This is a genomic window from Mesorhizobium sp. M1143 (genome assembly GCF_040318435.1).
In the GTDB taxonomy this organism is placed as follows: domain Bacteria; phylum Pseudomonadota; class Alphaproteobacteria; order Rhizobiales; family Rhizobiaceae; genus Mesorhizobium.
Genome location: NZ_JAMYMJ010000068.1, coordinates 1 through 20,659, shown reverse-complemented (window position 1 = coordinate 20,659; position 20,659 = coordinate 1). Strand labels below are relative to the sequence as shown.

The window sequence follows — 20,659 nt, the reverse complement described above, 5'->3', positions numbered from 1 at the left end:
CCCCCTGATCGCCTCATAACAATTCAAGCACAATGTTGCCGAGACTGACGACAGCGCTGCAGCGCTCGCACCACAATTATGAGTCTTGGCCCTAGGCCTGATCAACAATTGGGTGCTGCACAAGATCACAGACACGGGCGTCGCGCCGAGGTTACGCAGGGTCGTACCAGGGATCACAGACGCTACATGGAAGTCGCTACCGAATCTGTCTCCTGGCCAAGCTCTCTGTTCGTTCACTCATCTTTCGCGGCCTGTGATGGCCACGATTGATCCAGCGCCATGTCAGCTTCGGATGGTCGACTGAACGCGCGTCGTCCTTCAATCATCCCCTCGAACCCATCCGCCAAATTCGCCGCCGCCTCCAGCATCGAGCGCACGCTTTTTGGGCGGCGGGGTGTCGGGTGGCTTCGAGCAGCAACTGGCTTGCCCTGGTGGATGACGAAATCGAATTTGCTGTAGTCGAAGCCGAGTTTATGGCGTAGCAGGCGCAGTTCGTCGCGCACCGGCTCGCGCCTTATCGCCCACCCCGCTTGCAAATCTCCCCCCAAATGCCATCTAGATCACAGGCGCACCGCCGGTGCGCCCGCATCCACGGAGCATCCCTTTGACGCAGCGAAGCGGCAGTGCGGACTTGCCGCTGCATGGCGGGCGGGTTCCGAAATGGCTGGGCGATCGCATGACGCGGCTGGGCGCGGTGCTGTGCGAGGCGATCATCCATCACTATGGCCGCGACGAGCTGTTGCGGCGGCTGGCGCATCCGTTCTGGTTCCAGTCTTTCGGCGCCGTCATGGGCATGGACTGGCACTCCTCGGGCATCACCACCTCGGTCGTCGGCGCGCTGAAGCGCGGGCTGAACCCGATGTCGCGGGAGCTCGGCATTCATGTCTGCGGCGGGCGCGGCGCGCATTCGCGCAAGACGCCGCAGGAGCTGACGGCGATCGGCGAACGCGTCGGCATCGATGGCGCGGCACTCGCCACCGCCAGCCGCCTGGTCGCCAAAGTGGACAGTGCGGCCGTGCAGGACGGTTTCGACCTCTATCTGCACGGCTTCATCGTCACCGACGACAGCCGCTGGGTGGTGGTGCAGCAAGGCATGAAAGGCGACAGCCGCCAGGCGCGGCGCTATCACTGGCTGTCCGAAGGACTGACAAGCTTCGTCGACCAGCCGCATGCGGCCATCGAGGGCGAGCGGCAGGGCGAGATCGTCAACCTCACCGACCATCGCGCCGAGCCGTCGCGGACCGGGCAGCTCGATTTATTGAAGACCATGAGCCCGGAGCGGATCCTTGACGAGCTTGCCGTGCTGGAGCCGCCGCCGAAAGTACCGCCTGCGAAACCGCCGGCGCAGCCGATGCTGCCCAATCTGGTGATGCCGGCGCATCACGACGTGCGCGAGAGCGACATCGTCATGCACCGGCTGCACGGCAATATCTCGGCCGCCATCGAAAGCGGGCCGGCGGATTTTCCCGAACTGCTGCTGGTGCCCGGCGTCGGCGCGCGCACAGTGAGGGCGCTGGCCATGGTGGCGGAAGTGGTGCATGGCGCGCCTTGCCGCTTCTCCGATCCGGCGCGCTTTTCGCTTGCCCATGGCGGCAAGGACCGGCACCCCTTCCCGGTGCCGCTGAAAGTCTATGACGAGACGATCGCGGTGCTGAAATCGGCCGTCGGCAAGGCCAAGCTCGGCCGCGAGGAAGAGCTCGGCGCGCTGAAGCGGCTGGATGGCGAAGCGCGGCGGCTGGAGCGCTACGTCACCGGGCCGAGCCTGAAGGAAATCGTCGCCGGCGAGTTCGATCAGTCGCATCTGCTGGGAGGGCGCAGTGTGTTCGGGTGGGAGGGGGCGGCGGAAAGCGACGACGGTTCAGACAGGGGCCGCCAGTAGCGGCCTGTCCATCATGCAGAGATAGTGCGCGGCCCATAGAAACACGTGCTCGGCTTGTTTTGATAATGCTTGCAAAGACCCATTTCTCAAGTGATGCTCTGCCAGGCGAGGCTCGGCATGAAGACATTCGCATGGACGTTGGTTTTCGTGCTGCTGGCGATTGGCGGCGCGATCGCCCAAACGACGCCTGAGCCTGCCATACTGGCATATACACCGCCGATGCACTTCGTCGTTGTACGCAACAGCACGCCAGGATGCGAGCCGACATGCCCGGAATGGATTTCGGCGGAAGGTCACATCGTGGCCGGCACGCCAGCTTTGCTGAAGGCTTGCTGAAAAAACTCGGCCCCCGCAAATTGCCTTTGGCGTTGAATTCCCCGGGCGGCGAGACCGATGCGGCGATGGCGCTTGGCCATATGATCCGCGCCAGCGGGCTCGACACGATGGTTGGCAAGACGGAGTTCTCCGAATGCGCGCCAGACACAAAAGCCTGCGGGCCGGGCGACCTCCGCTTCGGCGTCGCCAACCCCGTCGGCGCAGTCTGTTCGTCAGCTTGTACGATGGTTCTTGCGGGCGGCGTACGGCGCCTGGCAGACAGCCGCGCCTTTGTCGGCATTCACCGGATCATGCTGCCGACCGCCAAGAAAATCCACGGCAAGAAGACCATCGTCCTCGTTCCGATACCCAAATGGTATGAACGCAAGGTCGACAGCTATTTCACCGAGATGAAAGCAGGTTCGTGGATCGTATCGGCCATGCAAAAAACACCCGACGACAGCATACGATACCTCATGACATACGAACTTTTGGACCTGAATCTGATAACCGAAACCGGTCACGGCGACACGCGCACCTCCATCGATACCTGCAAGACCACGCCGCCGGCGGGCAACTGCCGAACGGTCAGGCAATAGGAATAGCGGGCCACGTAGGTCGTCGAAGCGCCTGTTTCTCAACAGCAACCCTTCACTTTACGCGGCACCCTTCAACAGGTCTTCCGGCCGGCCCTCGACCAGCGCCGCAATATAGCTTTCCAGGCTGGTCGTGCCGCGCTCCGGGTTTTCCGGCTGCATCGGCTTGTCCAGCGTGGCCCCGGTCATGCGGGCATAGGACTCGGCCGCCGTTTTGGAGAAGCCGAGTTTTTCGTAGGTTTCTGTCCAGCGCTCGCGCGGCACCGTGACCACGCGCACGTTTTTGCGCAACGCCGCACTGAAGGCTGCGGCGACATCGGCGGCTGAGTAGCGCCGAGGACCCTCGATATAATGCGTGCCGGTCTTGTCCGTCGGCTCCAGCAGACGTCTCGCCGCGGCCTCGCCGAGATCCTGCGGCGCCACCATCGGCAGCTCGAAATCCGCCGGGAAGAAGGAGGTGATGACGCCGTCGCGCCGCGCCGTCTCCAGGGCCTGATCCCAGTTGCTCATGTAATAGGCGGCGCGGTTGATGCTTGCCGGAATGGCCTGGGCCTTCAGCTTCTGCTCGAGGCCGTAAAGGACGGTGAGATCGCCGACACCCTCGCCGGCCTGCGCGCCGTAGGTCGATTCCGCCACCAGCTTTTCGAGGCCGGAGCCCTCCAGCGCCGCCGCAATGGCGCCAACCGTCTTGCGCTCCTCGGCGTCGGTGTCGGTCGATGGATCGGCCGGCGGGTTGAGCAGAAACGCCCGCTTGCCGCGCCGCAAGACTTCACGCAGCGCCTCGACATCGAGCACATCGGCAACCGCGGCCTCCGCGCCCTGTTCAACCAACCATGCGGCCTTCGACTCGTCGCGCGTCACCACCGTGACATCCTCGCCCTGCCTCAACAGCGCCATTGCCGCCGCCGAGCCGACATGGCCGGTACCTCCAAGAATGACATGCATGGTCTCGTCCTTCCCTTGCTGATTCATGCCGGATTAATGGCTGGGGCGGCGAAGGGTTCAAAAATCGGGGGACGATGCTGACAGGAGGTGACGCCGGCTTTCCTCGCAATGCACGGCGCAGGGGTCGTTCGCATCTTGCAAAATTATGGAACGAGGTCGTGCCCAGCGAGTTATATTAGCGCAACCTTGAATAGGAGGCAGCTATGAGAAAGCTCCTGCTTGCTTCGGCTATCGCTATCACTGCGGCGGCGGCGATGATCGCCCCGGCGAATGCCGGCGGGCGCGTCGTGATCGGCATCGGCAACGGCTACTATGACGATGACTACAATGACAGCTATGGCGACTATTACGATCGCTACGCTCCTCGCCCCTACTACCAGTATGATGCCTACGACAACGGCTTCAGGTACCACAGGTATCACAGGCACCATCGCCATTGCCGTATAGAGTTGGTCAAGCATTGGCGCCATCATCACAGGATCGTCGAGGAAATTCGCGTTTGCGAACGGTGATCCGATAGGGTGAAACCGGTTCGGCCGGCATCTGCCGGCCGGCCGCTTCCTGCGCGGCTGCCGGCCTTATCGCGGCTTCCGCATCAGCATCATCCCGTAACCCACGGCCAAAAGGTCGAGCCCGACCTTCAACAGCTTCACCACCACATCTCGTCCCTCGCCGGTGCGTTCGGCGAGCGCCTTCACCGACTGGCCTTCGAGGCAGATTTTGCGAACCACCTCCGCCACTTCCCAGTGGGCCATGGCGGCGATGGCATGGGTGTGGGCGCGGCCGGCGTTGAGCACGCGGTCGGGGATGCCGCCATTGATGCGGCCGCCGTCAATGCGCTCTTCCCACGGCATCGGCCGCAGCCCGTCACGCGAGGCGCGCTCAAAATCGTCGCGAAACCGTTGGCCGGCCTCGCGTTGCTGGCGCGTCAGTGAGGTGATGCCGACCAGCGGATCGACATTGCGCACCCGCACGATGCCGCCGGTCGCGGTGTAGCCGTCATTGGAGACCTCGTAGACGCGCCGCGCCTCTTCGGTGCCGACGCTCAACCGCTTGCGGCCGAAGCGATCGTCCTTCAGCGCGAAATCATGGCCGATCTCGCGGCGGATGCGCACCTGCTCGGCTTCGCCCGCAGGCAATTTCGGCGGTTTGGCTTTCTGCGCGGTTTTTTTGCTCATCGGGGGATCCTTGTGGGATTGGGTTGTTGAGCCGGAAGGTTGGCGTTCCTTCGCGCCCCCTCTGCCCTGCCGGGCATCTCCCCCACTTGGGGGGAGATCGGATGTCGCGTCGGCTTTCGCCAATCACCACCGCCGTTGGAAGGCAGTGCGGGCGAGCTGCCAATCTCCCCCCGCGTGGGGGTTGAGGAGTGGTCCGCGAAGCGGACGGAAAGCCAATTGCTTGGCTTCCCGAGCGACGAACGTCCGGCAGGACAGAGGGGGCGCTGTCCCGCCGGCTTTCGATCATTGGTGGGGTCGTCCGGAGGCGAGGAACGGAGCCCAGCCGCTCACACCACCTCCGCCACAGGTCGGTGGAAACGCGTCTGATGATATTCGCAGTAGCTTTTCAGCGCCCTTGTGCGCAGGCCGCAGCACAGCATCTCGAGCCCCGGCCGACTGCCGGGAGCATCGTTGTCGGGGTCTTCCTCCAGCGTCAGGTCGAGCGGCGCGCGGCAGCGGTCGAACAGGCAGTCGATGAAGCGCATGGCGGCGACATGCGGCTGACGCCCGAGCGAGGCAGGGCGCGGCGCCGGCACATTGAAGCGGTAGATTTCGCCGTCCACCACCAGCCGTCCTTCGCCCGGGATCGAGGGCGCCGGACGGGCTGGCAACAGTGGCCTGGCCGATGGCTGACGGCTCGGTTTGGCGGCCGGTTTGACCGGCGCGGCCTGCTTCGAAACTCCTACTTCCCTTACGCGCTTGCTTGGCTGCGCCGGCGGATTCCTCTTGGCGGTATTCTCGTTTGCCGCAGTCTTCCCCGTCGCATTCTTCCTCGGTCGGCCGCCGGACCTGCCGCCTCTGGGGTTGGCGAAGCCGATGGTCTTCAACGCGCTGTTGCGGTGGACGATGCCGATGATGGCATTGCGCGAGACCGGACTGCCGCGCAGCGCCGTGAAGCGGACGGCGATCCCTGTGGCCGACAGGCCATCCCTCAGCCAGACGGCGATCTCCTGCAATTCGGTGTCGGTATAGGCAGTCATGTCGGTATCCATTGATTGCGCGCGCAAAGGCCGAGCGCCGGCCCCGAGGGCCCACGGGAAAAAATCAGAGCGGATGGTCGGTGCGGTCAGCCGATACTGGCGGCCGGCAGCGAGCCGGCGAGATGCCGCAAGGCGGCTTCGGCGGCCGCTTTGGTGAGGGCGGAAACCGCCCTGCCCGTCAGCCGGTCGAACAGGATGACGGTGCCATCTTCCGTGCGGATGCAGGAAATACCCTGCCCGCCGGAGACAGCCCTTGGCGCACCGGCGGCGCCATGGGCTGAAGAGGTGGCCGGAGCCGGGAGAGGAGCGGCTCCGGCCGTTCCGGTCGATCGGGGGGACGACGGTTCGACCGGATCCGGGGCAGAAGCCCCGGTTTGCGTCCGGACCGGGGAGGAGGACAGCCCGGACGATGGGAGAAAGCTGAGGATGTCTGCGGAAACGCTTGCGATTTGTTCGATCATGCGCTAAGCGTACGATATGTACGAAACGTACGCAAGCGAAATCGTACATATTGGACGATAAATTTCAGGCAATTTGTACGATGCAGGAACCGAGGCACAGATTGCAGCAGGCGCGGGCGGAGGCGGGCTATGCCTCGCCGAGCGACGCTGCGCGGGCATTGCGCGACATCAACAAGAACACGCTGATCAGTCACGAGAACGGTAACCGGCCGCTGTCGCGCAAGGCGGCGGAGAAATACGGCCGCCTGTTCGGCGTCGATCCCGGCTGGCTCTTGTTCAACGGTGACGGCGGCAGCCTTGCGGGGGGCCATTTCGGCTTTGACGAGTCGGGCCGGCAGATCCCGATGCCGTCGCTGGCCACCGTCGATGTGCCCATCGTCTCGTGGATCAGCGCCGGCGAACTCGGCAGCCAGGATACGGTGGTCAATCTCAGCGACTATCCGACCATCCCCACGACCGATCTGGAGCAGGGCCAATGGATTGCGCTGCGCGTCGACGGCCCGTCGATGAACAAGATCTCGCCACCGGATTCGATCATCTTCGTCAACCTCAGGGACAAGCGGCTGGTGACCAATGGCTGCTACGTCATTTCGGACGAAAGCGGCCAGGCCACCTACAAGCGCTACCGCCCCAACGAGAACCCGCCCTTCCAGCCGGCCTCCTACATGGACATCCCGCCGCCGGCGCTGGAAGGCGCCATCACCATCATCGGCCGGGTGAAGCGCTCGATGATCGATATGTGAGGGAGAAGGCGGTGAGGCGCAATCTCCCGCCTCGAGGGGGAGATGGCCGGCAGGCCAGAGGGGGTCGCCGCGCGTAAGGCGCTGACGTCCTCTGTCCGCGATAGGAAGTCGCGTCAGGACGTACCGACCCCCTCTGTCGCCTTCGGCGACATCTCCCCCTCGAGGGGGGAGATTACGCGCCCAAAAACTCGTTCGTGAAATACGCTCCAAAATCCGGCTTCTCCTTCAGAACCTTGCCATCGCCATCGAGCAATATGCCGGCCCTGAAGAGGTAGGTTCCGATCGCCTCGATCTTGGCCTTGTCGATGGTGCCGATGACGCCGGCCTGGCTTCTCAGGAAATGCCTGTCGACCAGCATTTTCAGCGAAGCGTGGATCAGCGCCGGGTCGGTCAGCGCGTCCTTGTTGGAAGCCATCAGCAGATCGCCGGCTTCCTGCGGGTGATCGCAGGCAAACTGGTAGCCGCGCCGCGTTGCCTCGACGAAGGCCGATGCGGCCTTCGGGTTTGCCTGGAGATATGCATTGCTGGAGGCGATCAAGGTGGTGTGCTCGTCGGGCACGCCGTAGTCGGCGTAGCGGAAGCCGCGCTGCCTGACGCCTTTCAGTTCGGCAGCGACGCCTTCCCAGGTCGAGACCTCCAGCGTGAAGTCGACCGAGCCGTTGGCCAGCGCCTCATAGGCCGAGGTGCCTAATGTCACCGTCTCGAAAACGCCCTTGCCGCCATCGTGGCGGATGATGGTCGAGATCAGCGTGTTTTCCCAGGCGCTGCCGAAGCCGCCATAGGTCAGACCGTCGAGATTCCTGGGACTCTTGATCTCGCCGCGATCCGCGCTGAAGACCAACCGGCCGGTCTCCTGCTGGACCACGGCGTAGACCGCCTTGAGATCGGCGCCGGCAGCCCGCTGGGTAAACAGGCCGACGCCGGCAATGCCGAAATCGGCGATGCGGTTGGCGACCAGCGTGCCGGCGCCAGTATCGCCATAGGGCAGGATCTCAACATCGAGCCCGGCCTCGTTGTAGAATCCTTTGTCGCGGGCAACGAACAGGCCGACATGGTTGGTGTTGACCGTCCAGTCGAGCGCGACGGTGATTTTTTGCGCAGCCGCATGAGCGCGCGAGGCCAGCGGCAATCCGGCGGCCAGCGTCAGCAGCAAAGCCTGCCGGCGTGTGAATTCGGTCATGAAAAACTCCTTTGAGCGGTCTGCGGAAACAAGCCCCGGTCAGTCCCGGGATTGAGCAGCGTGTCGAGGATGTCGGCTTCGAGCGCGGCGGCCTGGCGCGCGGCATCGCTGCCGGTGGTGCGCGGGCGCGGCAGCGGCACGGCAATCTCGCCGATGATGCGGGCCGGCCGCGCCGACATCAGATAGATTCGATCGGAGAGGTAGACGGCTTCGCGCACGTCATGGGTGATCAGCAGCGCGGTCCAGCGGTGGCGCTGCCACATGCCTTCCAGCCAGCGCTGCATACCCGCGCGGGTCAGTGCATCCAGCGCGCCAAAGGGCTCGTCGAGCAGCAGCATGTCGCGCTGCTGCACCACGGTGCGCAAAAGGGCGGCGCGCTGGCGCATGCCGCCGGAAAGCTCGGCCGGCCAGGCGCGCTCGAAACCGGCAAGGCCGAACTCAGCGAACAACGGCGCGACGCGTTCGCGCGCCGCTTTGCGGCCAAGACCCTGCACTTCCAGCCCCAGCGTCACATTGTCGATGACGCGCCGCCACGGCATCAGCGAGTCGCGCTGCGGCATGAAGGCGAAGGGGCTGCCCTGCAATGGCGCGCCGTCGAAGCGCATGTCGCCCTCACCTTTCAGCGCGCCGGTCAGCAACTGGAACAGCGTCGACTTGCCGGCGCCGGAAGGGCCGAGGATGGAGACGAACTCGCCGGCCGCGACATGAAGCGAAATGCCGGCGAGCACCTCAAGCGCGCCGAAGTTCTTCCTGATGTCCCGCAGTTCGAGCCGCGTCATTGACGGTTCTCTTCTGCAGCTTCAACCTTGCCGTCGCGGCTTTCGCTCCCTGCATTCTCCCAAGGCATGGCGAAGCGCTGGACGAGCACGGCAATGCCGAACAGGATCAGCGTGAGCGCGGCGCTGACGGCGACGGCAGCGAGCACCAGATCGGGCCGAAAGTTGTTCTTGGCATTGAGCATGTAGATGCCCAGCCCCTTCGCCGCCCCCGCATATTCGGCGAAGATCGCGCCGACCACGGCGTAGGTGACGGAGATGCGCAGCCCGGCGAAGAAATAGGGCAGCGCCGAAGGCAGGCGCGCCAGCCAGAAGATACGCCAGCGCCCGGCCCCCATGGCGGCGAGCATCTGCGAAATCTCCTTGCTGGTCGCAGCAAAACCTTCGACCAGCGCGACCATCATCGGGAAGAAGGTGACGAGCGCCACAAGCAGGATTTTTGGCATCAGCCCGAAGCCGAACCACAGCACGATGAGCGGCGCGATCGCGACCAGCGGCAAGGTCTGGCTGACGATCAGCAGCGGAAACAGCGCGCGGCGCAGCGGGGCCAAGAAATCGACCAGCGCCGAAAGCACGAAGGCAGCGACCAACGAGCAGGCGAAGCCGGCTGATGTGGCGCGGACGGTGGGCATGGTGTTGTCGGCGAGTGCGGCGCAATGCTCCCAGGCCTGCTGCAGCACGCGCGACGGCGCCGGCAGCATGATGGGGGCAGCGCCGCCATAGCGGGCGTAGAGTTCCCAGGACGCGAGGAGCAGGGCGAAGGCGCAGGCGGCGGGGATGGTCTTGGCGATGGCTGCGGCTAATCTCCCCCCTCGAGGGGGAGATGTCGCCGAAGGCGACAGAGGGGGTCGTCTCGCATAGAGCGCCCACGCCTTGCCGATGCGAAAAGGACGTCGGCGCTCCACGCGCTGGGACCCCCTCTGGCCTGCCAGCCATCTCCCGCTCGAGGGGGGAGATTCGTGGGCATCGCGGTCTTCGCCAATCGCCAATGGCTCCCCTCCTCTTTGTGCTGAGGGGTCAGAGGCATCTCCTCCACGCAATGGGTCAGATAAACCAGCCACGGCAATATCCTCGAGGAACGACGCTTGAGCCGCGGCTCAGACCCCGCTCGGGCTGTTCGCCGAAATCGTGATGTCGAGGGTGACGTGGCCGGCGCCGGGGCCGAAGCGGCAGAAGGCCTCGTTGAGCGTGGCAAACACCGCACCGGCATCGCCGCGCAGTTTGGTGCAGAAGTTCTTTGAGCGTTCAAAGACGCCGGACTGCTTCAGGAAATCGATGCAGCCATAGATCTCGTCCATATGGTCGCCTGTGCCCATCACATAGAGCGAGAACTGCGCCGCCACCGGCTGGCCGGTCGACGGCGTGGCCTGGACAGCGCGGATCGCGGCGATCTTGCGCTCGTCCAGCGGAATGGCGGGGCCGCCGGTCTCGTCGGAGCGGCAGATCGGATCGTCGGGCTCACCCGGACAGCCGCGCGAGACCGCCGCCGAAAGCACGCAGTGCTTGCCGCTTCTGGCCGCCGCGACGAACAGGTCGCGCATGGCGGGAAACAGCACCTCGGGCGGCCCGACCATAAGCGTCGAGATGTCATCGGTTTCGATCCGCAGCCGGTCGCGCCAGGGATCGAGCGCGCCGAGCGCGCCGAGGATGACGCCGACGAAATCGTCGGTCATGGGATAAAGGGAAATCTGTGCGCCTGAAAACATCGCCCGCCTCGCTCCGCTGGTATTATCCAGATCAGCTTTAGGGTCCGAAGGCTTGCCGCCCTCATCTCAGCCCCGACGATACGGAGCACCCCTGTGGATGAGCGGGTTAAAGCATTGTTCGCGACATTGGGGAAGCCGTTTGTTGAAGGCACTGCGGCAAAGTGTTTTGGGCCAGACGGGCCGGGCGCCCGGGCGTTCAGAGCGACTCGTCAGTTCGTTGCGTTATAAGGTTTCCACGAATTTCTTATAACTGCGTTGAAATTCAAGCTGATAAACGTAATTATAAGAAAACGGCAGAGACTCCGCGCAGCCCTTACGGTTTCTGGATCTCCTTATCCGCGACCCCATCCGGACTGCGCTCCTGCATCGCTCGGGCTTGCCTGTGCTGGTCCCCTCGCCCCAGCGCTACGCCATCCACAAGCTGATCGTCGCCTCGCGACTCGGGCCGAGCGCTGGGGCCAAGCGGGAGAAGGATCTCCATCAAGCGCGCCTGCTGACCCAAGCGCTCGAAGCCACGCGTCGCCAGGACGACCTTGCCTTCGCCTTCATGGAAGCGTGGGACAAGGGCGAAAACTGGCGCGAGACGATCCGGCGCGGCCTGAACCTGTTCGACGCCGACACGAGGGAAACAGTCAACACCATCCTGGGAAAAGCCCTCCGCGAGATTGGTGCGACTCCTGAAGGATTCACGATGCGTGATTAGCTGAAGCGTCCGCTGCTATATTCATTGCCATCGTCCCAATTGTACGAAATTGGCTTGACGCTGATTCGTACATAAAGTACGATATCTCTTTTTGCAGAGAGGAATGTCCTTGAGCACAGCGAACCATGTTGCCTTCGCCGATCTCTCTCGTCCTTTGCCGTCACCCCCGTCGTTGCCGCCGCCTTTGTTGCCCTTGTCATTCGATCAGTGCCAACGTCTCGCCGGGGCTTGGCGAATGGCCAGCCAGGACATCGCCGACGACATCCGCTTCATCCGCCAATATCTGAAAGTCGTTGCCGAGAAGGACGAGAGGCTGTCGACCGGCACCCTTGTTCACAGCCGCGCCTATGTCGAGGCCTGCGCCGGCTGGCTGCCACAGACTGTAACGCGCTATCTGCGCCACCTGCGCCAGATCACCGAATGCGAACTGGCTATGACAGCTGCCGGGATTCGCTTTGCGCTGTCGAGTTATGCCTGGGAGGCATGAGGGGCGGCTGTCGCCAAACACAAGGAATTGCGCTGCCCGTCGCAGGCGCAATTCGTCAGGTTGAGAGGCTCGGGCGCGCCTGAACGGCGGGCGCCAAGGATGGCCCGGCCAGCGAATTCCGGCCTTGCTTTATTTCGACTGGCCTTATTTCTGGCCTTATTTCGATTTGGCTTTGCCGGACTTTGCGGCGGCAGGCTTCGCGGCCTTTGGCTTGGCGGCTGCCTTGGCGGGCTTGGCGTCAGCTTTCTTCGCCGCCTTTTTGGGCTTGGCGACCGCGCCATCGACTTCAGCCGTGGCCTGCTCCCAGTGTTCCTGATGCGCGCCTTCAGGCCGGCCGGCCTTTTCCCAGATCTCGTGCGCGCGCTGGCGAATGCGGTCCTGTTTGTCGTCCGTCACTTAAGCCTCCGTGGTTGGGTCCGGTCGGTTGGTCCAGATTCCACGAAAACATTAGCCGAAAATTCGGCCGGCGTCTTGAGTGACGAGACATCTCAGCGCGGGTCGGAAATCACCGCAACGCCGAGCAGCGCCGCCTTCTTGACGATCAGCCCCGCGAGGTCGGCATCCGAACGATCGGTGCCGGTGCGCTCCCGCAGGAGCGCGATCGCTTCCTTCATCGATAACAGCGCCGTGTTGCGCTCGGCCAGCAACTTGTCGCAACACGCCGCAACATTGGCGGAGTTCGGGGTCTCGACATGCGGCAACATGGCAATTCTCCTTCATCATGTTCATCATTCGGCCCTGCCGCCCTTTAGGAAGAACGACAGGGCCGTATCACCGATGAATGGTTAGGTTGTCGAGCGTTACTCGACCACCTCGACAATCCTGCGCGTGCTGGGGTCGACCAACACGGTATGGTTGTCGACGACGGCGTATCTGTACTGAACGTCGGGAACCTCCTGCAGCTCGACAGTGTCAGGCAAGGCAGTGCCGACATTCAATTCGACGCCGAGCAGATTGACCGAGGCAAGCGGATGTTTCTTTACGTACTGGTGCACGACCGTGCGCTGTTCCGGGGTGATGATCACCTGCTGCTGTGCCGGCTGCGTGACGATGACCTCGTCGGCGGCGGCAATGCCGATACCAGCGATCATGGCGAGCCCGGCGACGGCGGGAATAAGGATGGTTTTCATCTTCGTCTCCTGTCGTTGTTGGCGAGCTCCGCCGTGTTCCCGCATGAGGCGAAAACAGCGCAGATCGAGGTGGCGGGCTCCTGGAGGCAAACGCAGCCGGTACGGTCTTGTTCCGCAAGCGGAGACTAAATTGATCGGCTTCCCGGTCATGCCAGCAGAACCCGCACCCGCAAGATTCGCATTGAAGCACAATCCCTCAGGAGACCTTCGACATGGATGATGCACGGCTCCAATTCCGGGCGATTGCGGCCGGCGCCGACATTGATCCGGTGACCGCGTCGCCCGGCCAAGACGGGAACCGACCGCCTTCGTGCCACGCCGTGAAGTTTCAAGCAAAGGTCATTGCTTCGGCGGCTGCGCAGGCACCTCGCCAGGCTTGATCACCGGCGTCTTGCCCTGATCCGGCGGCGGCTGCGTCATACCCTGGTCACCACTGGGCGGCGGCTGCAGCACGCCGCCGCAGGGACCGAGCGTGCTGGTCGATTCGCCACCGCCATTGGCGACCGGCGGCTTCTGACCATCGTCCTGAGGCTGCGCCTGGCAAGGCGCGGCACGGCCGTGCTGGTCGCCATTGTCCTGCGCAGCCGCCGGGTCGGCCAGCGCCAGGAGCAGCACGCATGGGATGAGGGGGAAAGTCTTCATGGTCCAGCTCCTCTGGATTCATCTCCTTGGCAAAGCAGACTAGTCCTTGGCAAAGCAGACTGGCGGCAATTGGTTCCACGGAGATGGAGTGGTTGCCGGAACCTGACAGCCGGGAAGTGAGTTCCACCTTCTCGACGCAAAGCCGCCCGGAGGAGGCAATCATGGAAGAACGAAACAGAAAACCCAATGACGAGGTCGAGGCGCCACCGAGCAAAAACGATGCCCGCGACAGGATCGCCAATGACGAGGTGGAAGCGCCGACGCCGCGCCGGCAGGATTGGGATGCGCTGCGTGGCGCAACGGTCCTGCCCGACGGAGCAGATCAGGAAAGCCTGCCGGACACCACCGGTGTCGAGAAGGAAGGCGAATTGCCCGAGGAGGATGACGACAACCCCTACCAGGACAGTGACGATGCCTTGCCCGACGACGCCGAGGAAGCCGCCATTGGTCACGACCTGGCGAGGCGCGGCGGCCGGTTCGACGAGGTGTAAGGGCAGCGACCGCGGACTTTCGAGAGTTTCCCGGGACGTCCACGCCGTCACCAGTTGGACCAAGGATGAGCTGAAGGCGATGCCGGAGCATCGCGATATTTCGAAGGATCCGGCTGGCCGGATCCTTCGTTTAAGGCGCCTTGGCGGTTTGGCTTAGCCCTTGTGGTCAAGGGCTGGACGGCGACAATCTCGGCACCTTCGACAGCCGAGAAGCAGCCGAGAAGCACGAACGCGAAGCCCAATATTTCAAGCGCCGTCGAGGCCGCTCGCCTGAAATCTTCAAAGTGCGCAAGAAATCCCCGCCGCGGGCGGTGCAGACACGCTCCGGCATCGCGGCGCTGCGAACCGGGCCATCGACCGCCGGCACTTGAGTGCCGACGGGCTCTGACCTTCAATTCGACCCGGGATCGCCGAGCGCCTCGGTGACGAAGGACGCCGCGATCAGGTCGTCGGCGTCGAGGCGTAGGGAGCCTTCGACACCTCCCATGATGGCTGCGACCTTCTGGAAGGTCTGCATCTCGTGTTCAGTAACGCTGGCGTCTCGCATCCTGGCTTTCAGATCGGCGATGCGTCGGCCCAGTGAGGCCGACGTTCCGATTTCTCTGTTCGACATGGTGGCCTGCTCCTCCCCCAACCCATGCTGTGGACGTACTCAAGGCTGCCTATATATAAGGCAGCGCGAATACAGTCGCCGCAACGCGCGATATCTGGGAAGGTTCCGGCGCCAAATAGTCACGAAATAATACGTGGTGGGACTCGGGTATGTTAAGCGCCGACGCGGCGATAGACACCGCAGCCAGCGGCTGCGGCCATCGGCCTGGCCAACCCGTGTCGCGGGTCGCGAACGCGGGTCGGACTTTGATCGCCGCGCGCGAACAGTCAGCGAGAGGCCGGAACCACGCCGGACACCGAGCGCGCCGTTTCGGGCGAAAACACCACGAAAGCAAAAACCAGAACGGCAGCAGCGACAATGAGCGAGCCGCCGGCGACGATCGGTTCAAACGCCGGGTTTCCCTGCAGCATCACATACAGCGCCGGCAGCATGATCACCAAGCCGAGAGTGTAGAGCCCGTAGTGGATCATGGCGATGCGACGCGCCGCCTTTTGCGGATTGAGCGCGTAGTAGCCGCCGAAGATGGCGCTCGTCACCCAACCGAGCAGATTGATATGCGCGTGCGCCGGAAAAGCGGCGTGGTCACCCGAGATCGCCATCTGCAGGCCGGCCGCAATCCCCAACATCAGGAACAAGATGGCAGTTTTGAAAAAGAGTTCCGAAACCCTCGGCATGTCATTTCTCCCCCTATGCGGTCTGCGACCGCTTGCGACCTGGAGAATACACCCACGCGCAGAACTTTTCCACGCCCCGCTTATGGGGCCATGCCTGCACAGCTTTTTGCACGCTGTTCGACTTTTCTGGCTGCCACAACCCGGCGCCGCCCGCTATGGCGCCAGCAAGATGTCGGCGCCCGCTCGCTCGTCGAACACCACCGCGCAGCCGCGCCCCAGCGCCACTGCCGACAGCGCGTTGGCCACCGTCTCGTCCGGCGATACGAAATCACCGGTCAGCACTCGCAACTCCTCTACCGCCCTGGCCATTGACACGCAGTGCCCGGCAACGCGATCGCTCGTGCAGGCGTCAACGACGCTGACGAGGTCGATCATCTCGAACTGGCCCATACCGGCCTCCACAAAAACAGCGTCCCGTCGCGGATATGAACGCTGAGGCGAGAGACAATGTTCCGCAGGTCCGATGCCCAGGCGGAGCACTCGACAGCCCGATCTGGAACGGACCGGCCGGCGACAACCGCTTCGCTTGACAATAGGCCCTGTTTGTTCTCTATTTGTTCGGCAAAAACGCCTCTCACAACAGACGCGGCTAATGCTGCAACGCCGCAAAGGGAACGGTCGGGATGGAGCCCACCATCCTGCATGCGGACCTCGACGCCTTCTACGCCTCGGTCGAGCAGTTGCTCGACCCGGCGCTCAGGGGCAAGCCGATCGCCGTCGGCGGCGGCGTCGTGCTTGCCGCCTCCTACGAAGCCAGGGTTTTCGGCGTGCGCGGCGGCATGCCCGGACGACGCGCGCGCGAGCTTTGCCCCGGACTGATTTTCGTCGGCGGCCATTTCGCCGACTATCAGCGGCTGGGCGACGCCGCCATCAAGGTGCTCGACGATTTCACGCCGCTGGTCGAGCGGATTTCCATCGATGAAGCCTTTGCCGACGTCGCCGGCTGCACGCATCTGTTCGGGCCGCCGGCCGAGATCGCCGCCACGGTGCGTCGGCGCGTCCGGGCAGAGCTCGGCCTGCCGATCTCGATCGGCGTGGCGCGCACCAAGCATCTGGCCAAGATCGCCTCGCAGGTGGCCAAGCCCGACGGGCTGGCGGTGGTCTATCCGGACACCGAACTTGCCTTCCTGCATGATCTGCCGGTCGGGCTGATGTGGGGCGTCGGCCCGGCGACCAGAGCGCGGCTGGCCGAGATCGGCATCGAGACCATCGGCCAGTTGGCAAAGACGCATGGTGGGGCGCTGCGAAGATTGCTCGGGCCCGCCGCCGGCGAAAAGCTGGCGTCGCTGGCATGGAACCGCGACCCGCGAAAGCTCGAAACCCACAGGCGGTCGCATTCCGCCGGCGCGCAGTCGGCGCTTGGCAGACGGCCGGCCGAGGCGCGTATCTTCGGACCCGTCCTGCTGCATCTGGCAGACCGGGTCGCCAGCCGGCTCAGGGCGAAATCACGGCCCGGGCGCACGGTGACGGTGCGCGTGCGTTTCGCCGATCTGCACGCTGTCACACGCTCGCTGACGCTCGATCAGCCGATTTCGGCAACCGCGATGCTGGCCGAAATCGCCGGGGAGCTGGTGCGCGGCGTGCTGGCCGCCAACCCTCGGGAGAAGACCATCTCGCTGCTGGCGATCTCGGTGTCGCAGCTGGAAGAAAGTGCCGAGCTGCAGCTGGAGCTGCCGCTCGGGCTTGCCGATGAAAAGCAGCGGCCCGGCAGCAGGCAAGGCCTGGCGCGCTTTGGCGCCGACCGCGCCATCGACAAGATCCGCCAGCGCTTTGGCAGAGAGGCTGTCGGCTATGGCGCCGTGGCGCTGGAAGCCCGGCGCTCGGTTCCCGATGCCTTCCGCGAACTGGCGGAGAAGGAACTGTGAGTGCGGCGCGACGGCAAGGCCAATGTTTAGGCTGGGCCAGTCCGCGCTGCATTGCCGCTCTGTTTGACCAGGCCGACCAACCAGGCCAGACCCGCCGCCGTTTCGGACGTTTTCCGCACCGCAACCCGGCCGCGCCATGCACGCCCAAGAACAACGATTTCTCGATGAAGGTGGATTTGCGATTAACGCATCGGCGCCAAGAAAACCCGGGACGGGACGACGGCGCCGCGAAGGTTGACAGTGCCGATCCGTCTGGCATTATCGCGTAAGCTTGGAGGATTCACTATGAAGAAAACCTATTCGAAGCCTGTTCTGGTCAAAAAAGGCAAGCTTTCGCAGGTTACGGCGCTCGCCAATGGAGCGGGTTCCGGCCCGATCGAGTGAAGTCGTTGAGTCGGACTGTCGCCTGATCTGGCGGCCTCGCCTGACACTGGAGATGCGGCATGAAGAAGACCTATTCGAAGCCGGTGCTGGTCAAGAAGGGCAAGCTCTCGCAGGTTACAGCCGACAATGGTAACGGCTCCGGGCCGGTCGCAGTCTAGCAGCCGATTATCCGACGCCTCGTGCCGTCTGGCCGGGAACAGGGCTTTGGGTGCCCGACGTGGAGAGTGGAAAATGAGGAAGACCTATTCGAAGCCGGTGCTGGTCAAGAAGGGCAAGCTCTCGCAGATCACCGCGAACGGCGCTTCTGCTCCTATTCCGGGCTAAACTCGTTCCCCCGGTAGATCGAGATCCTCCTGACAGAGTCGGGCGGCTTGATCGTTTCCAGAGCATGATCTCCCGCAGGCGGCGGGACCGTTCAGCGCGCAACCACCAGATCGTCGAGCACGAGCTGCCAATAGTGGCTCGTGGAGAGGCGCACGCGCGTCACCGCCGCCAACATCGGCGCATAGTGGACGGGCGCCAGTGCCGACAGGACGATCGTGTCGCTGGCGATCAGCCGGTCGCCAAGCCAGCTCTCGACCAGTGCGGTTTCGCCTTCGGACTTCAACCATGCCGCCGTCAGCATCACGGAATGGAACCCGAACGGTTTGTCGCTCGAGAATTCGGCCGGGTGTCCGCTGCTCGTATAGCAGACATGGTCTCCCGAGATATTGCCGTTGACGTAGCCTTCGCTGCCTTCGGTATGATCGCGCGCCAGTGCGTTCAGGTTGAACCAGGTCAACCCGGCATAACCGGACGGCACCTTGCGCAGGCCGCGCGTCGTGACATCGTCGAAACCGATGGCCTGCAAGGACGCGGCGCTGTCGACAGCCGCGTTCTCGGGCGACAGCAGGCCGAGCTCGGTCGGGTAGGCCGACAAGACCAGTCGTCGTTCCCTGCCATCGCCGGTGACTTCGATCGCGTCGGCGTCATCGGGCAGATCGAGACGGAAGCCAGCGCCAGCACTTAGCGGATGCACCGCCACCTCTTGCCCTTTCGCCATCACCGAGATGCTCGCCGAGACACCGTCCGCTACGCGGCCGCTGAGCCGGCGTATCGCAAACAGGCCGACCGGCTGCAGCATTGCTTCCGAGACCAGCCCGGTGGGCGAGCCCGGCAGCGGCCGGAGGTGCTGCGACTGGACCTCGTTGGCGCTGCTCGAGCGCCAGCCGGGCGGAACCGACACGGTGAAGCGGTAGCTGCCCGGCACATGGATGGGCGCGGCCCGACGTTTCGCCGACGCCAGGAAATTGGCAAAGCCGCCGCGATTGCTCCGCGCCGCGGCGACGAAGCGGCCGTCGCCATCATGCAGTCTGACCATGATGCCGGCCATCGGGCGGTCGCCGAGCCCGTAGCGGCCGTCGCGATCGGAATCGAAATAGACAAAGGTCGAATGATTGAGCTTGCCGTGGTTGCCCGACCAGTCCCGGCGCACGGCGTAGTCGTTGGCCGGATCTTCACGAAGCCGGGCCTTGCGACGAGACCGCGCCAGCCGCCAGGCGAGAGCCGCAACGACAGCCGCGAACCCGACAAGGAGTATTGCCTTGATCACGGACGGCTCAAGCAATGCTGTCGGCCCTGCTCATCTGGATCTCCTGCACATACATCGATCCATATATCGATGCTGCAGGCGCTTGAGCAACCGGACACGGGACCGGCGGACCACGGCATCGGCGTCACATACCCATTTCAGGCACCTATTCCGGCGATGGCACCGGCGGCTTGGTGGTCAGCGCGGCTCCGAAGGCGGCGACGACCACGGCGGCGATGCCCGCGCATTGCAACGGGCTCAGGATCTCGTGCAGGAACAGGAAGCCGGCCAGCGCGCCCAGCGCCGGCTCCAGGCAGGTCAGCGTGCCGTAGAGCCTGGCCGGCATCCGGGTCAGCGCCACCATCTCCAGCCAGAACGGCAAGGCGCTGGAGAACAGCCCGACCAGCAGCGCGCTGACCAGGATCGCCGGTGCGATCAGGCCGGTACCCGCCTCGGCGAGGCCGAACGGCAGGCCGACGGCAGCGGCAATGACCAGGCCGTAAGCCGTGGTCTGGCTGCCAAGCTCGGCGCCCGCCTTTTGTGCAAAGACGATGTAGAGCGCCCAGCAGCAGCCGGCGGCCAGCGCCAGCATCACGCCGATCGGGTCGAGTGCACTGCCGGAGTGGATGAAGGGCGACAACAGCAATATGCCGGCAACGGCCAGCACCACCCAGACGAAGTCGGTGGCGCGCCGCGACGACAGCGTCGCCACGAGCAGCGGGCCGGAGAATTCGAGCGCCACCGCGACGCCGAGCGGAATTCTGGCGAGCGCTGCATAAAACAGCAGGTTCAGCGCCGCGAGGTTGACGCCATAGGCGATGAGCCAGGGCAGCACGGCGCGCGACGGCCGCACCCGCCACGGCCTCAGCACCGCCGCCAGCATCAGCGCGCCCACGGCCAGCCGCAGCGCCGTGGTGCCATTGGCGCCGATCAGCGGAAACAGGCCCTTGGCGAAGGTGGCGCCGATCTGGATCGACACCATGGCGCCAAGCAACGCGCCGATCGGCAAGCCCTTCGCTTCAGCTGCGGCAATCGGCGTCGACGTCAATTCCAGTCCCTCCCCGCGCGACCAGCCGGCCGTAGCGCAGGCCGGAGATAGGGATAAAGGGCCTGGCTGTCGTGTGGCACGAGCGGGCTGTTGATAGGGCAAGGGTGGGAGGCGAACGCCGACGCATTTCCTCTCCCCCGTCGATCGGGGGAGAGGTGGGGGGGGGGGCGCGGCGGGCGGGGGGGGGGCCGGGCCGCCGCACCGCCCGGTTTGCGGCGTGGCGGGGGTTGGCGGGGGGGGGCCGGGGGGCGGGT

At 64.4% G+C, this 20,659-nt stretch carries 29 protein-coding genes, 1 pseudogene and 1 riboswitch; of the genes and pseudogenes, 12 read left to right on the top strand and 18 right to left on the bottom strand.

Translation table 11 applies throughout. From position 1 onward, the window contains the following. Positions 1-233: 233 nt before the first annotated feature. Positions 234-503: a hypothetical protein gene (locus NKH35_RS28310; protein ID WP_352917093.1), complete on the bottom strand. Its 270-nt coding sequence runs from the start codon at positions 501-503 to the stop codon at positions 234-236. Between the two features lie 101 nt (positions 504-604). Here NKH35_RS28310 and NKH35_RS28305 point away from each other — a divergent pair, with 101 nt between their 5' ends. Together NKH35_RS28305 and NKH35_RS28300 are read left to right on the top strand one after the other, a co-directional pair. Continuing rightward, complete coding sequence (locus tag NKH35_RS28305) at positions 605-1,879, top strand: DUF763 domain-containing protein (protein WP_352917091.1); 1,275 nt, start codon at positions 605-607, stop codon at positions 1,877-1,879. Positions 1,880-2,145: 266 nt separating this feature from the next. Next, positions 2,146-2,793, top strand: coding sequence for a COG3904 family protein (locus NKH35_RS28300; RefSeq protein WP_352917089.1), 648 nt, complete (start codon positions 2,146-2,148; stop codon positions 2,791-2,793). 57 nt (positions 2,794-2,850) lie between these two features. On the opposite strand, the gene NKH35_RS28295 is transcribed toward NKH35_RS28300, so the two are convergent. After that, positions 2,851-3,735 carry an NmrA family NAD(P)-binding protein gene (locus NKH35_RS28295; RefSeq protein WP_352917087.1) on the bottom strand — a complete coding sequence of 295 codons (885 nt, stop codon included), beginning with the start codon at positions 3,733-3,735 and terminating at the stop codon, positions 2,851-2,853. Between the two features lie 203 nt (positions 3,736-3,938). Here NKH35_RS28295 and NKH35_RS28290 point away from each other — a divergent pair, with 203 nt between their 5' ends. After that, a complete protein-coding gene (locus NKH35_RS28290; RefSeq protein ID WP_023693854.1) occupies positions 3,939-4,247 on the top strand; it encodes a hypothetical protein in 309 nt (102 codons plus the stop codon). Positions 4,248-4,313: 66 nt separating this feature from the next. Here the strand turns inward: NKH35_RS28290 and NKH35_RS28285 are convergent, their stop codons facing one another. The 3 genes from NKH35_RS28285 to NKH35_RS28275 all read right to left on the bottom strand — a co-directional run bounded on the left by NKH35_RS28285 (position 4,314) and on the right by NKH35_RS28275 (position 6,393). Continuing rightward, positions 4,314-4,913 (bottom strand): DUF6456 domain-containing protein, encoded by a 600-nt coding sequence (locus NKH35_RS28285; RefSeq protein WP_023730349.1) that lies wholly within the window; start codon positions 4,911-4,913, stop codon positions 4,314-4,316. 326 nt (positions 4,914-5,239) lie between these two features. After that, a complete protein-coding gene (locus tag NKH35_RS28280) occupies positions 5,240-5,932 on the bottom strand; it encodes a GcrA cell cycle regulator (protein WP_352917085.1) in 693 nt (230 codons plus the stop codon). An 86-nt stretch (positions 5,933-6,018) separates the two neighbouring features. Then, the gene (locus tag NKH35_RS28275; RefSeq protein ID WP_023689007.1) at positions 6,019-6,393 is read right to left on the bottom strand and encodes a hypothetical protein; all 375 of its coding nucleotides are present in this window, start codon (positions 6,391-6,393) and stop codon (positions 6,019-6,021) included. Positions 6,394-6,473: 80 nt separating this feature from the next. On the opposite strand from NKH35_RS28275, the gene NKH35_RS28270 reads away from it, so the two are divergent. Further along, the gene (locus tag NKH35_RS28270; protein ID WP_023727016.1) at positions 6,474-7,136 is read left to right on the top strand and encodes a LexA family transcriptional regulator; all 663 of its coding nucleotides are present in this window, start codon (positions 6,474-6,476) and stop codon (positions 7,134-7,136) included. A 172-nt stretch (positions 7,137-7,308) separates the two neighbouring features. Here the strand turns inward: NKH35_RS28270 and NKH35_RS28265 are convergent, their stop codons facing one another. From NKH35_RS28265 to NKH35_RS28250, 4 genes are all read right to left on the bottom strand, one after another. Continuing rightward, the gene (locus tag NKH35_RS28265) at positions 7,309-8,316 is read right to left on the bottom strand and encodes an ABC transporter substrate-binding protein (protein WP_352917084.1); all 1,008 of its coding nucleotides are present in this window, start codon (positions 8,314-8,316) and stop codon (positions 7,309-7,311) included. Further along, the gene (locus tag NKH35_RS28260; RefSeq protein ID WP_352917082.1) at positions 8,313-9,095 is read right to left on the bottom strand and encodes an ABC transporter ATP-binding protein; all 783 of its coding nucleotides are present in this window, start codon (positions 9,093-9,095) and stop codon (positions 8,313-8,315) included. The genes NKH35_RS28265 and NKH35_RS28260 overlap by 4 nt, the downstream gene beginning before the upstream one ends. Then, entirely contained in the window at positions 9,092-9,934 is an 843-nt protein-coding gene (locus tag NKH35_RS28255; RefSeq protein ID WP_352917095.1) for an ABC transporter permease, read from the bottom strand. The genes NKH35_RS28260 and NKH35_RS28255 overlap by 4 nt, the downstream gene beginning before the upstream one ends. Before the next feature lie 255 nt (positions 9,935-10,189). Next, entirely contained in the window at positions 10,190-10,798 is a 609-nt protein-coding gene (locus NKH35_RS28250) for a YkoF family thiamine/hydroxymethylpyrimidine-binding protein (RefSeq protein ID WP_023730345.1), read from the bottom strand. Further along, positions 10,789-10,901: riboswitch (TPP riboswitch) on the bottom strand. (Overlaps the previous gene by 10 nt.) Before the next feature lie 210 nt (positions 10,902-11,111). Here NKH35_RS28250 and NKH35_RS28245 point away from each other — a divergent pair. Together NKH35_RS28245 and NKH35_RS28240 are read left to right on the top strand one after the other, a co-directional pair. After that, a pseudogene (locus tag NKH35_RS28245) lies at positions 11,112-11,501 on the top strand (GSU2403 family nucleotidyltransferase fold protein); the annotation flags it as partial. A 235-nt stretch (positions 11,502-11,736) separates the two neighbouring features. Beyond that, positions 11,737-11,988, top strand: coding sequence for a hypothetical protein (locus tag NKH35_RS28240; RefSeq protein ID WP_023684826.1), 252 nt, complete (start codon positions 11,737-11,739; stop codon positions 11,986-11,988). A gap of 156 nt (positions 11,989-12,144) precedes the next feature. On the opposite strand, the gene NKH35_RS28235 is transcribed toward NKH35_RS28240, so the two are convergent. The 4 genes from NKH35_RS28235 to NKH35_RS28220 form a co-directional block, all read right to left on the bottom strand. Next, on the bottom strand, positions 12,145-12,384 hold the full coding sequence (locus NKH35_RS28235) for a DUF2934 domain-containing protein (RefSeq protein WP_023684825.1): 240 nt from the start codon (positions 12,382-12,384) through the stop codon (positions 12,145-12,147). Between the two features lie 92 nt (positions 12,385-12,476). Then, complete coding sequence (locus NKH35_RS28230) at positions 12,477-12,692, bottom strand: hypothetical protein (protein ID WP_023670360.1); 216 nt, start codon at positions 12,690-12,692, stop codon at positions 12,477-12,479. A gap of 96 nt (positions 12,693-12,788) precedes the next feature. Beyond that, positions 12,789-13,118: a DUF1236 domain-containing protein gene (locus tag NKH35_RS28225; protein WP_023670359.1), complete on the bottom strand. Its 330-nt coding sequence runs from the start codon at positions 13,116-13,118 to the stop codon at positions 12,789-12,791. 339 nt (positions 13,119-13,457) lie between these two features. Beyond that, on the bottom strand, positions 13,458-13,760 hold the full coding sequence (locus NKH35_RS28220) for a hypothetical protein (protein WP_023693864.1): 303 nt from the start codon (positions 13,758-13,760) through the stop codon (positions 13,458-13,460). A 161-nt stretch (positions 13,761-13,921) separates the two neighbouring features. On the opposite strand from NKH35_RS28220, the gene NKH35_RS28215 reads away from it, so the two are divergent. Beyond that, positions 13,922-14,251: a hypothetical protein gene (locus tag NKH35_RS28215; RefSeq protein WP_352788714.1), complete on the top strand. Its 330-nt coding sequence runs from the start codon at positions 13,922-13,924 to the stop codon at positions 14,249-14,251. A gap of 140 nt (positions 14,252-14,391) precedes the next feature. Continuing rightward, entirely contained in the window at positions 14,392-14,622 is a 231-nt protein-coding gene (locus NKH35_RS28210) for a hypothetical protein (RefSeq protein WP_023702926.1), read from the top strand. A 20-nt stretch (positions 14,623-14,642) separates the two neighbouring features. Here the strand turns inward: NKH35_RS28210 and NKH35_RS28205 are convergent, their stop codons facing one another. From NKH35_RS28205 to NKH35_RS28195, 3 genes are all read right to left on the bottom strand, one after another. Next, positions 14,643-14,864, bottom strand: coding sequence for a hypothetical protein (locus NKH35_RS28205; protein ID WP_023670355.1), 222 nt, complete (start codon positions 14,862-14,864; stop codon positions 14,643-14,645). A gap of 266 nt (positions 14,865-15,130) precedes the next feature. Next, positions 15,131-15,538, bottom strand: a complete 408-nt coding sequence (locus NKH35_RS28200; RefSeq protein WP_352917079.1) for a hypothetical protein — start codon at positions 15,536-15,538, stop codon at positions 15,131-15,133. 153 nt (positions 15,539-15,691) lie between these two features. Further along, positions 15,692-15,928 (bottom strand): hypothetical protein, encoded by a 237-nt coding sequence (locus tag NKH35_RS28195; RefSeq protein WP_023693869.1) that lies wholly within the window; start codon positions 15,926-15,928, stop codon positions 15,692-15,694. A 233-nt stretch (positions 15,929-16,161) separates the two neighbouring features. On the opposite strand from NKH35_RS28195, the gene dinB reads away from it, so the two are divergent. The 4 genes from dinB to NKH35_RS28175 all read left to right on the top strand — a co-directional run bounded on the left by dinB (position 16,162) and on the right by NKH35_RS28175 (position 18,111). Beyond that, the gene (dinB, locus tag NKH35_RS28190) at positions 16,162-17,403 is read left to right on the top strand and encodes a DNA polymerase IV (protein WP_352917077.1); all 1,242 of its coding nucleotides are present in this window, start codon (positions 16,162-16,164) and stop codon (positions 17,401-17,403) included. 285 nt (positions 17,404-17,688) lie between these two features. After that, entirely contained in the window at positions 17,689-17,787 is a 99-nt protein-coding gene (locus NKH35_RS28185) for a hypothetical protein (protein WP_023670351.1), read from the top strand. Positions 17,788-17,846: 59 nt separating this feature from the next. After that, a complete protein-coding gene (locus NKH35_RS28180) occupies positions 17,847-17,945 on the top strand; it encodes a hypothetical protein (protein ID WP_023684816.1) in 99 nt (32 codons plus the stop codon). Between the two features lie 73 nt (positions 17,946-18,018). Further along, complete coding sequence (locus NKH35_RS28175; RefSeq protein ID WP_023689018.1) at positions 18,019-18,111, top strand: hypothetical protein; 93 nt, start codon at positions 18,019-18,021, stop codon at positions 18,109-18,111. 91 nt (positions 18,112-18,202) lie between these two features. Here NKH35_RS28175 and NKH35_RS28170 read toward each other — a convergent pair whose 3' ends face one another. After that, complete coding sequence (locus NKH35_RS28170; protein WP_023689019.1) at positions 18,203-19,378, bottom strand: hypothetical protein; 1,176 nt, start codon at positions 19,376-19,378, stop codon at positions 18,203-18,205. A 145-nt stretch (positions 19,379-19,523) separates the two neighbouring features. Continuing rightward, a complete protein-coding gene (locus tag NKH35_RS28165) occupies positions 19,524-20,405 on the bottom strand; it encodes an EamA family transporter (protein WP_023689020.1) in 882 nt (293 codons plus the stop codon). Positions 20,406-20,659: the final 254 nt, after the last annotated feature.

Excerpts from the sequence above, each read along its gene's own strand:
- NKH35_RS28300 (WP_352917089.1), top strand. The coding sequence starts at position 2,146 with ATGCCCGGAATGGATTTCGGCGGAAGGTCACATCGTGGCCGGCACGCC.
- NKH35_RS28295 (WP_352917087.1), bottom strand. The coding sequence starts at position 3,735 with ATGCATGTCATTCTTGGAGGTACCGGCCATGTCGGCTCGGCGGCGGCA.
- NKH35_RS28290 (WP_023693854.1), top strand. The coding sequence starts at position 3,939 with ATGAGAAAGCTCCTGCTTGCTTCGGCTATCGCTATCACTGCGGCGGCG.
- NKH35_RS28285 (WP_023730349.1), bottom strand. The coding sequence starts at position 4,913 with ATGAGCAAAAAAACCGCGCAGAAAGCCAAACCGCCGAAATTGCCTGCG.
- NKH35_RS28280 (WP_352917085.1), bottom strand. The coding sequence starts at position 5,932 with ATGACTGCCTATACCGACACCGAATTGCAGGAGATCGCCGTCTGGCTG.
- NKH35_RS28275 (WP_023689007.1), bottom strand. The coding sequence starts at position 6,393 with ATGATCGAACAAATCGCAAGCGTTTCCGCAGACATCCTCAGCTTTCTC.
- NKH35_RS28270 (WP_023727016.1), top strand. The coding sequence starts at position 6,474 with ATGCAGGAACCGAGGCACAGATTGCAGCAGGCGCGGGCGGAGGCGGGC.
- NKH35_RS28265 (WP_352917084.1), bottom strand. The coding sequence starts at position 8,316 with ATGACCGAATTCACACGCCGGCAGGCTTTGCTGCTGACGCTGGCCGCC.
- NKH35_RS28260 (WP_352917082.1), bottom strand. The coding sequence starts at position 9,095 with ATGACGCGGCTCGAACTGCGGGACATCAGGAAGAACTTCGGCGCGCTT.
- NKH35_RS28250 (WP_023730345.1), bottom strand. The coding sequence starts at position 10,798 with ATGTTTTCAGGCGCACAGATTTCCCTTTATCCCATGACCGACGATTTC.
- NKH35_RS28240 (WP_023684826.1), top strand. The coding sequence starts at position 11,737 with ATGGCCAGCCAGGACATCGCCGACGACATCCGCTTCATCCGCCAATAT.
- NKH35_RS28230 (WP_023670360.1), bottom strand. The coding sequence starts at position 12,692 with ATGTTGCCGCATGTCGAGACCCCGAACTCCGCCAATGTTGCGGCGTGT.
- NKH35_RS28225 (WP_023670359.1), bottom strand. The coding sequence starts at position 13,118 with ATGAAAACCATCCTTATTCCCGCCGTCGCCGGGCTCGCCATGATCGCT.
- NKH35_RS28220 (WP_023693864.1), bottom strand. The coding sequence starts at position 13,760 with ATGAAGACTTTCCCCCTCATCCCATGCGTGCTGCTCCTGGCGCTGGCC.
- NKH35_RS28215 (WP_352788714.1), top strand. The coding sequence starts at position 13,922 with ATGGAAGAACGAAACAGAAAACCCAATGACGAGGTCGAGGCGCCACCG.
- NKH35_RS28205 (WP_023670355.1), bottom strand. The coding sequence starts at position 14,864 with ATGTCGAACAGAGAAATCGGAACGTCGGCCTCACTGGGCCGACGCATC.
- NKH35_RS28200 (WP_352917079.1), bottom strand. The coding sequence starts at position 15,538 with ATGCCGAGGGTTTCGGAACTCTTTTTCAAAACTGCCATCTTGTTCCTG.
- NKH35_RS28195 (WP_023693869.1), bottom strand. The coding sequence starts at position 15,928 with ATGGGCCAGTTCGAGATGATCGACCTCGTCAGCGTCGTTGACGCCTGC.
- dinB (WP_352917077.1), top strand. The coding sequence starts at position 16,162 with ATGGAGCCCACCATCCTGCATGCGGACCTCGACGCCTTCTACGCCTCG.
- NKH35_RS28185 (WP_023670351.1), top strand. The coding sequence starts at position 17,689 with ATGAAGAAAACCTATTCGAAGCCTGTTCTGGTCAAAAAAGGCAAGCTT.
- NKH35_RS28180 (WP_023684816.1), top strand. The coding sequence starts at position 17,847 with ATGAAGAAGACCTATTCGAAGCCGGTGCTGGTCAAGAAGGGCAAGCTC.
- NKH35_RS28175 (WP_023689018.1), top strand. The coding sequence starts at position 18,019 with ATGAGGAAGACCTATTCGAAGCCGGTGCTGGTCAAGAAGGGCAAGCTC.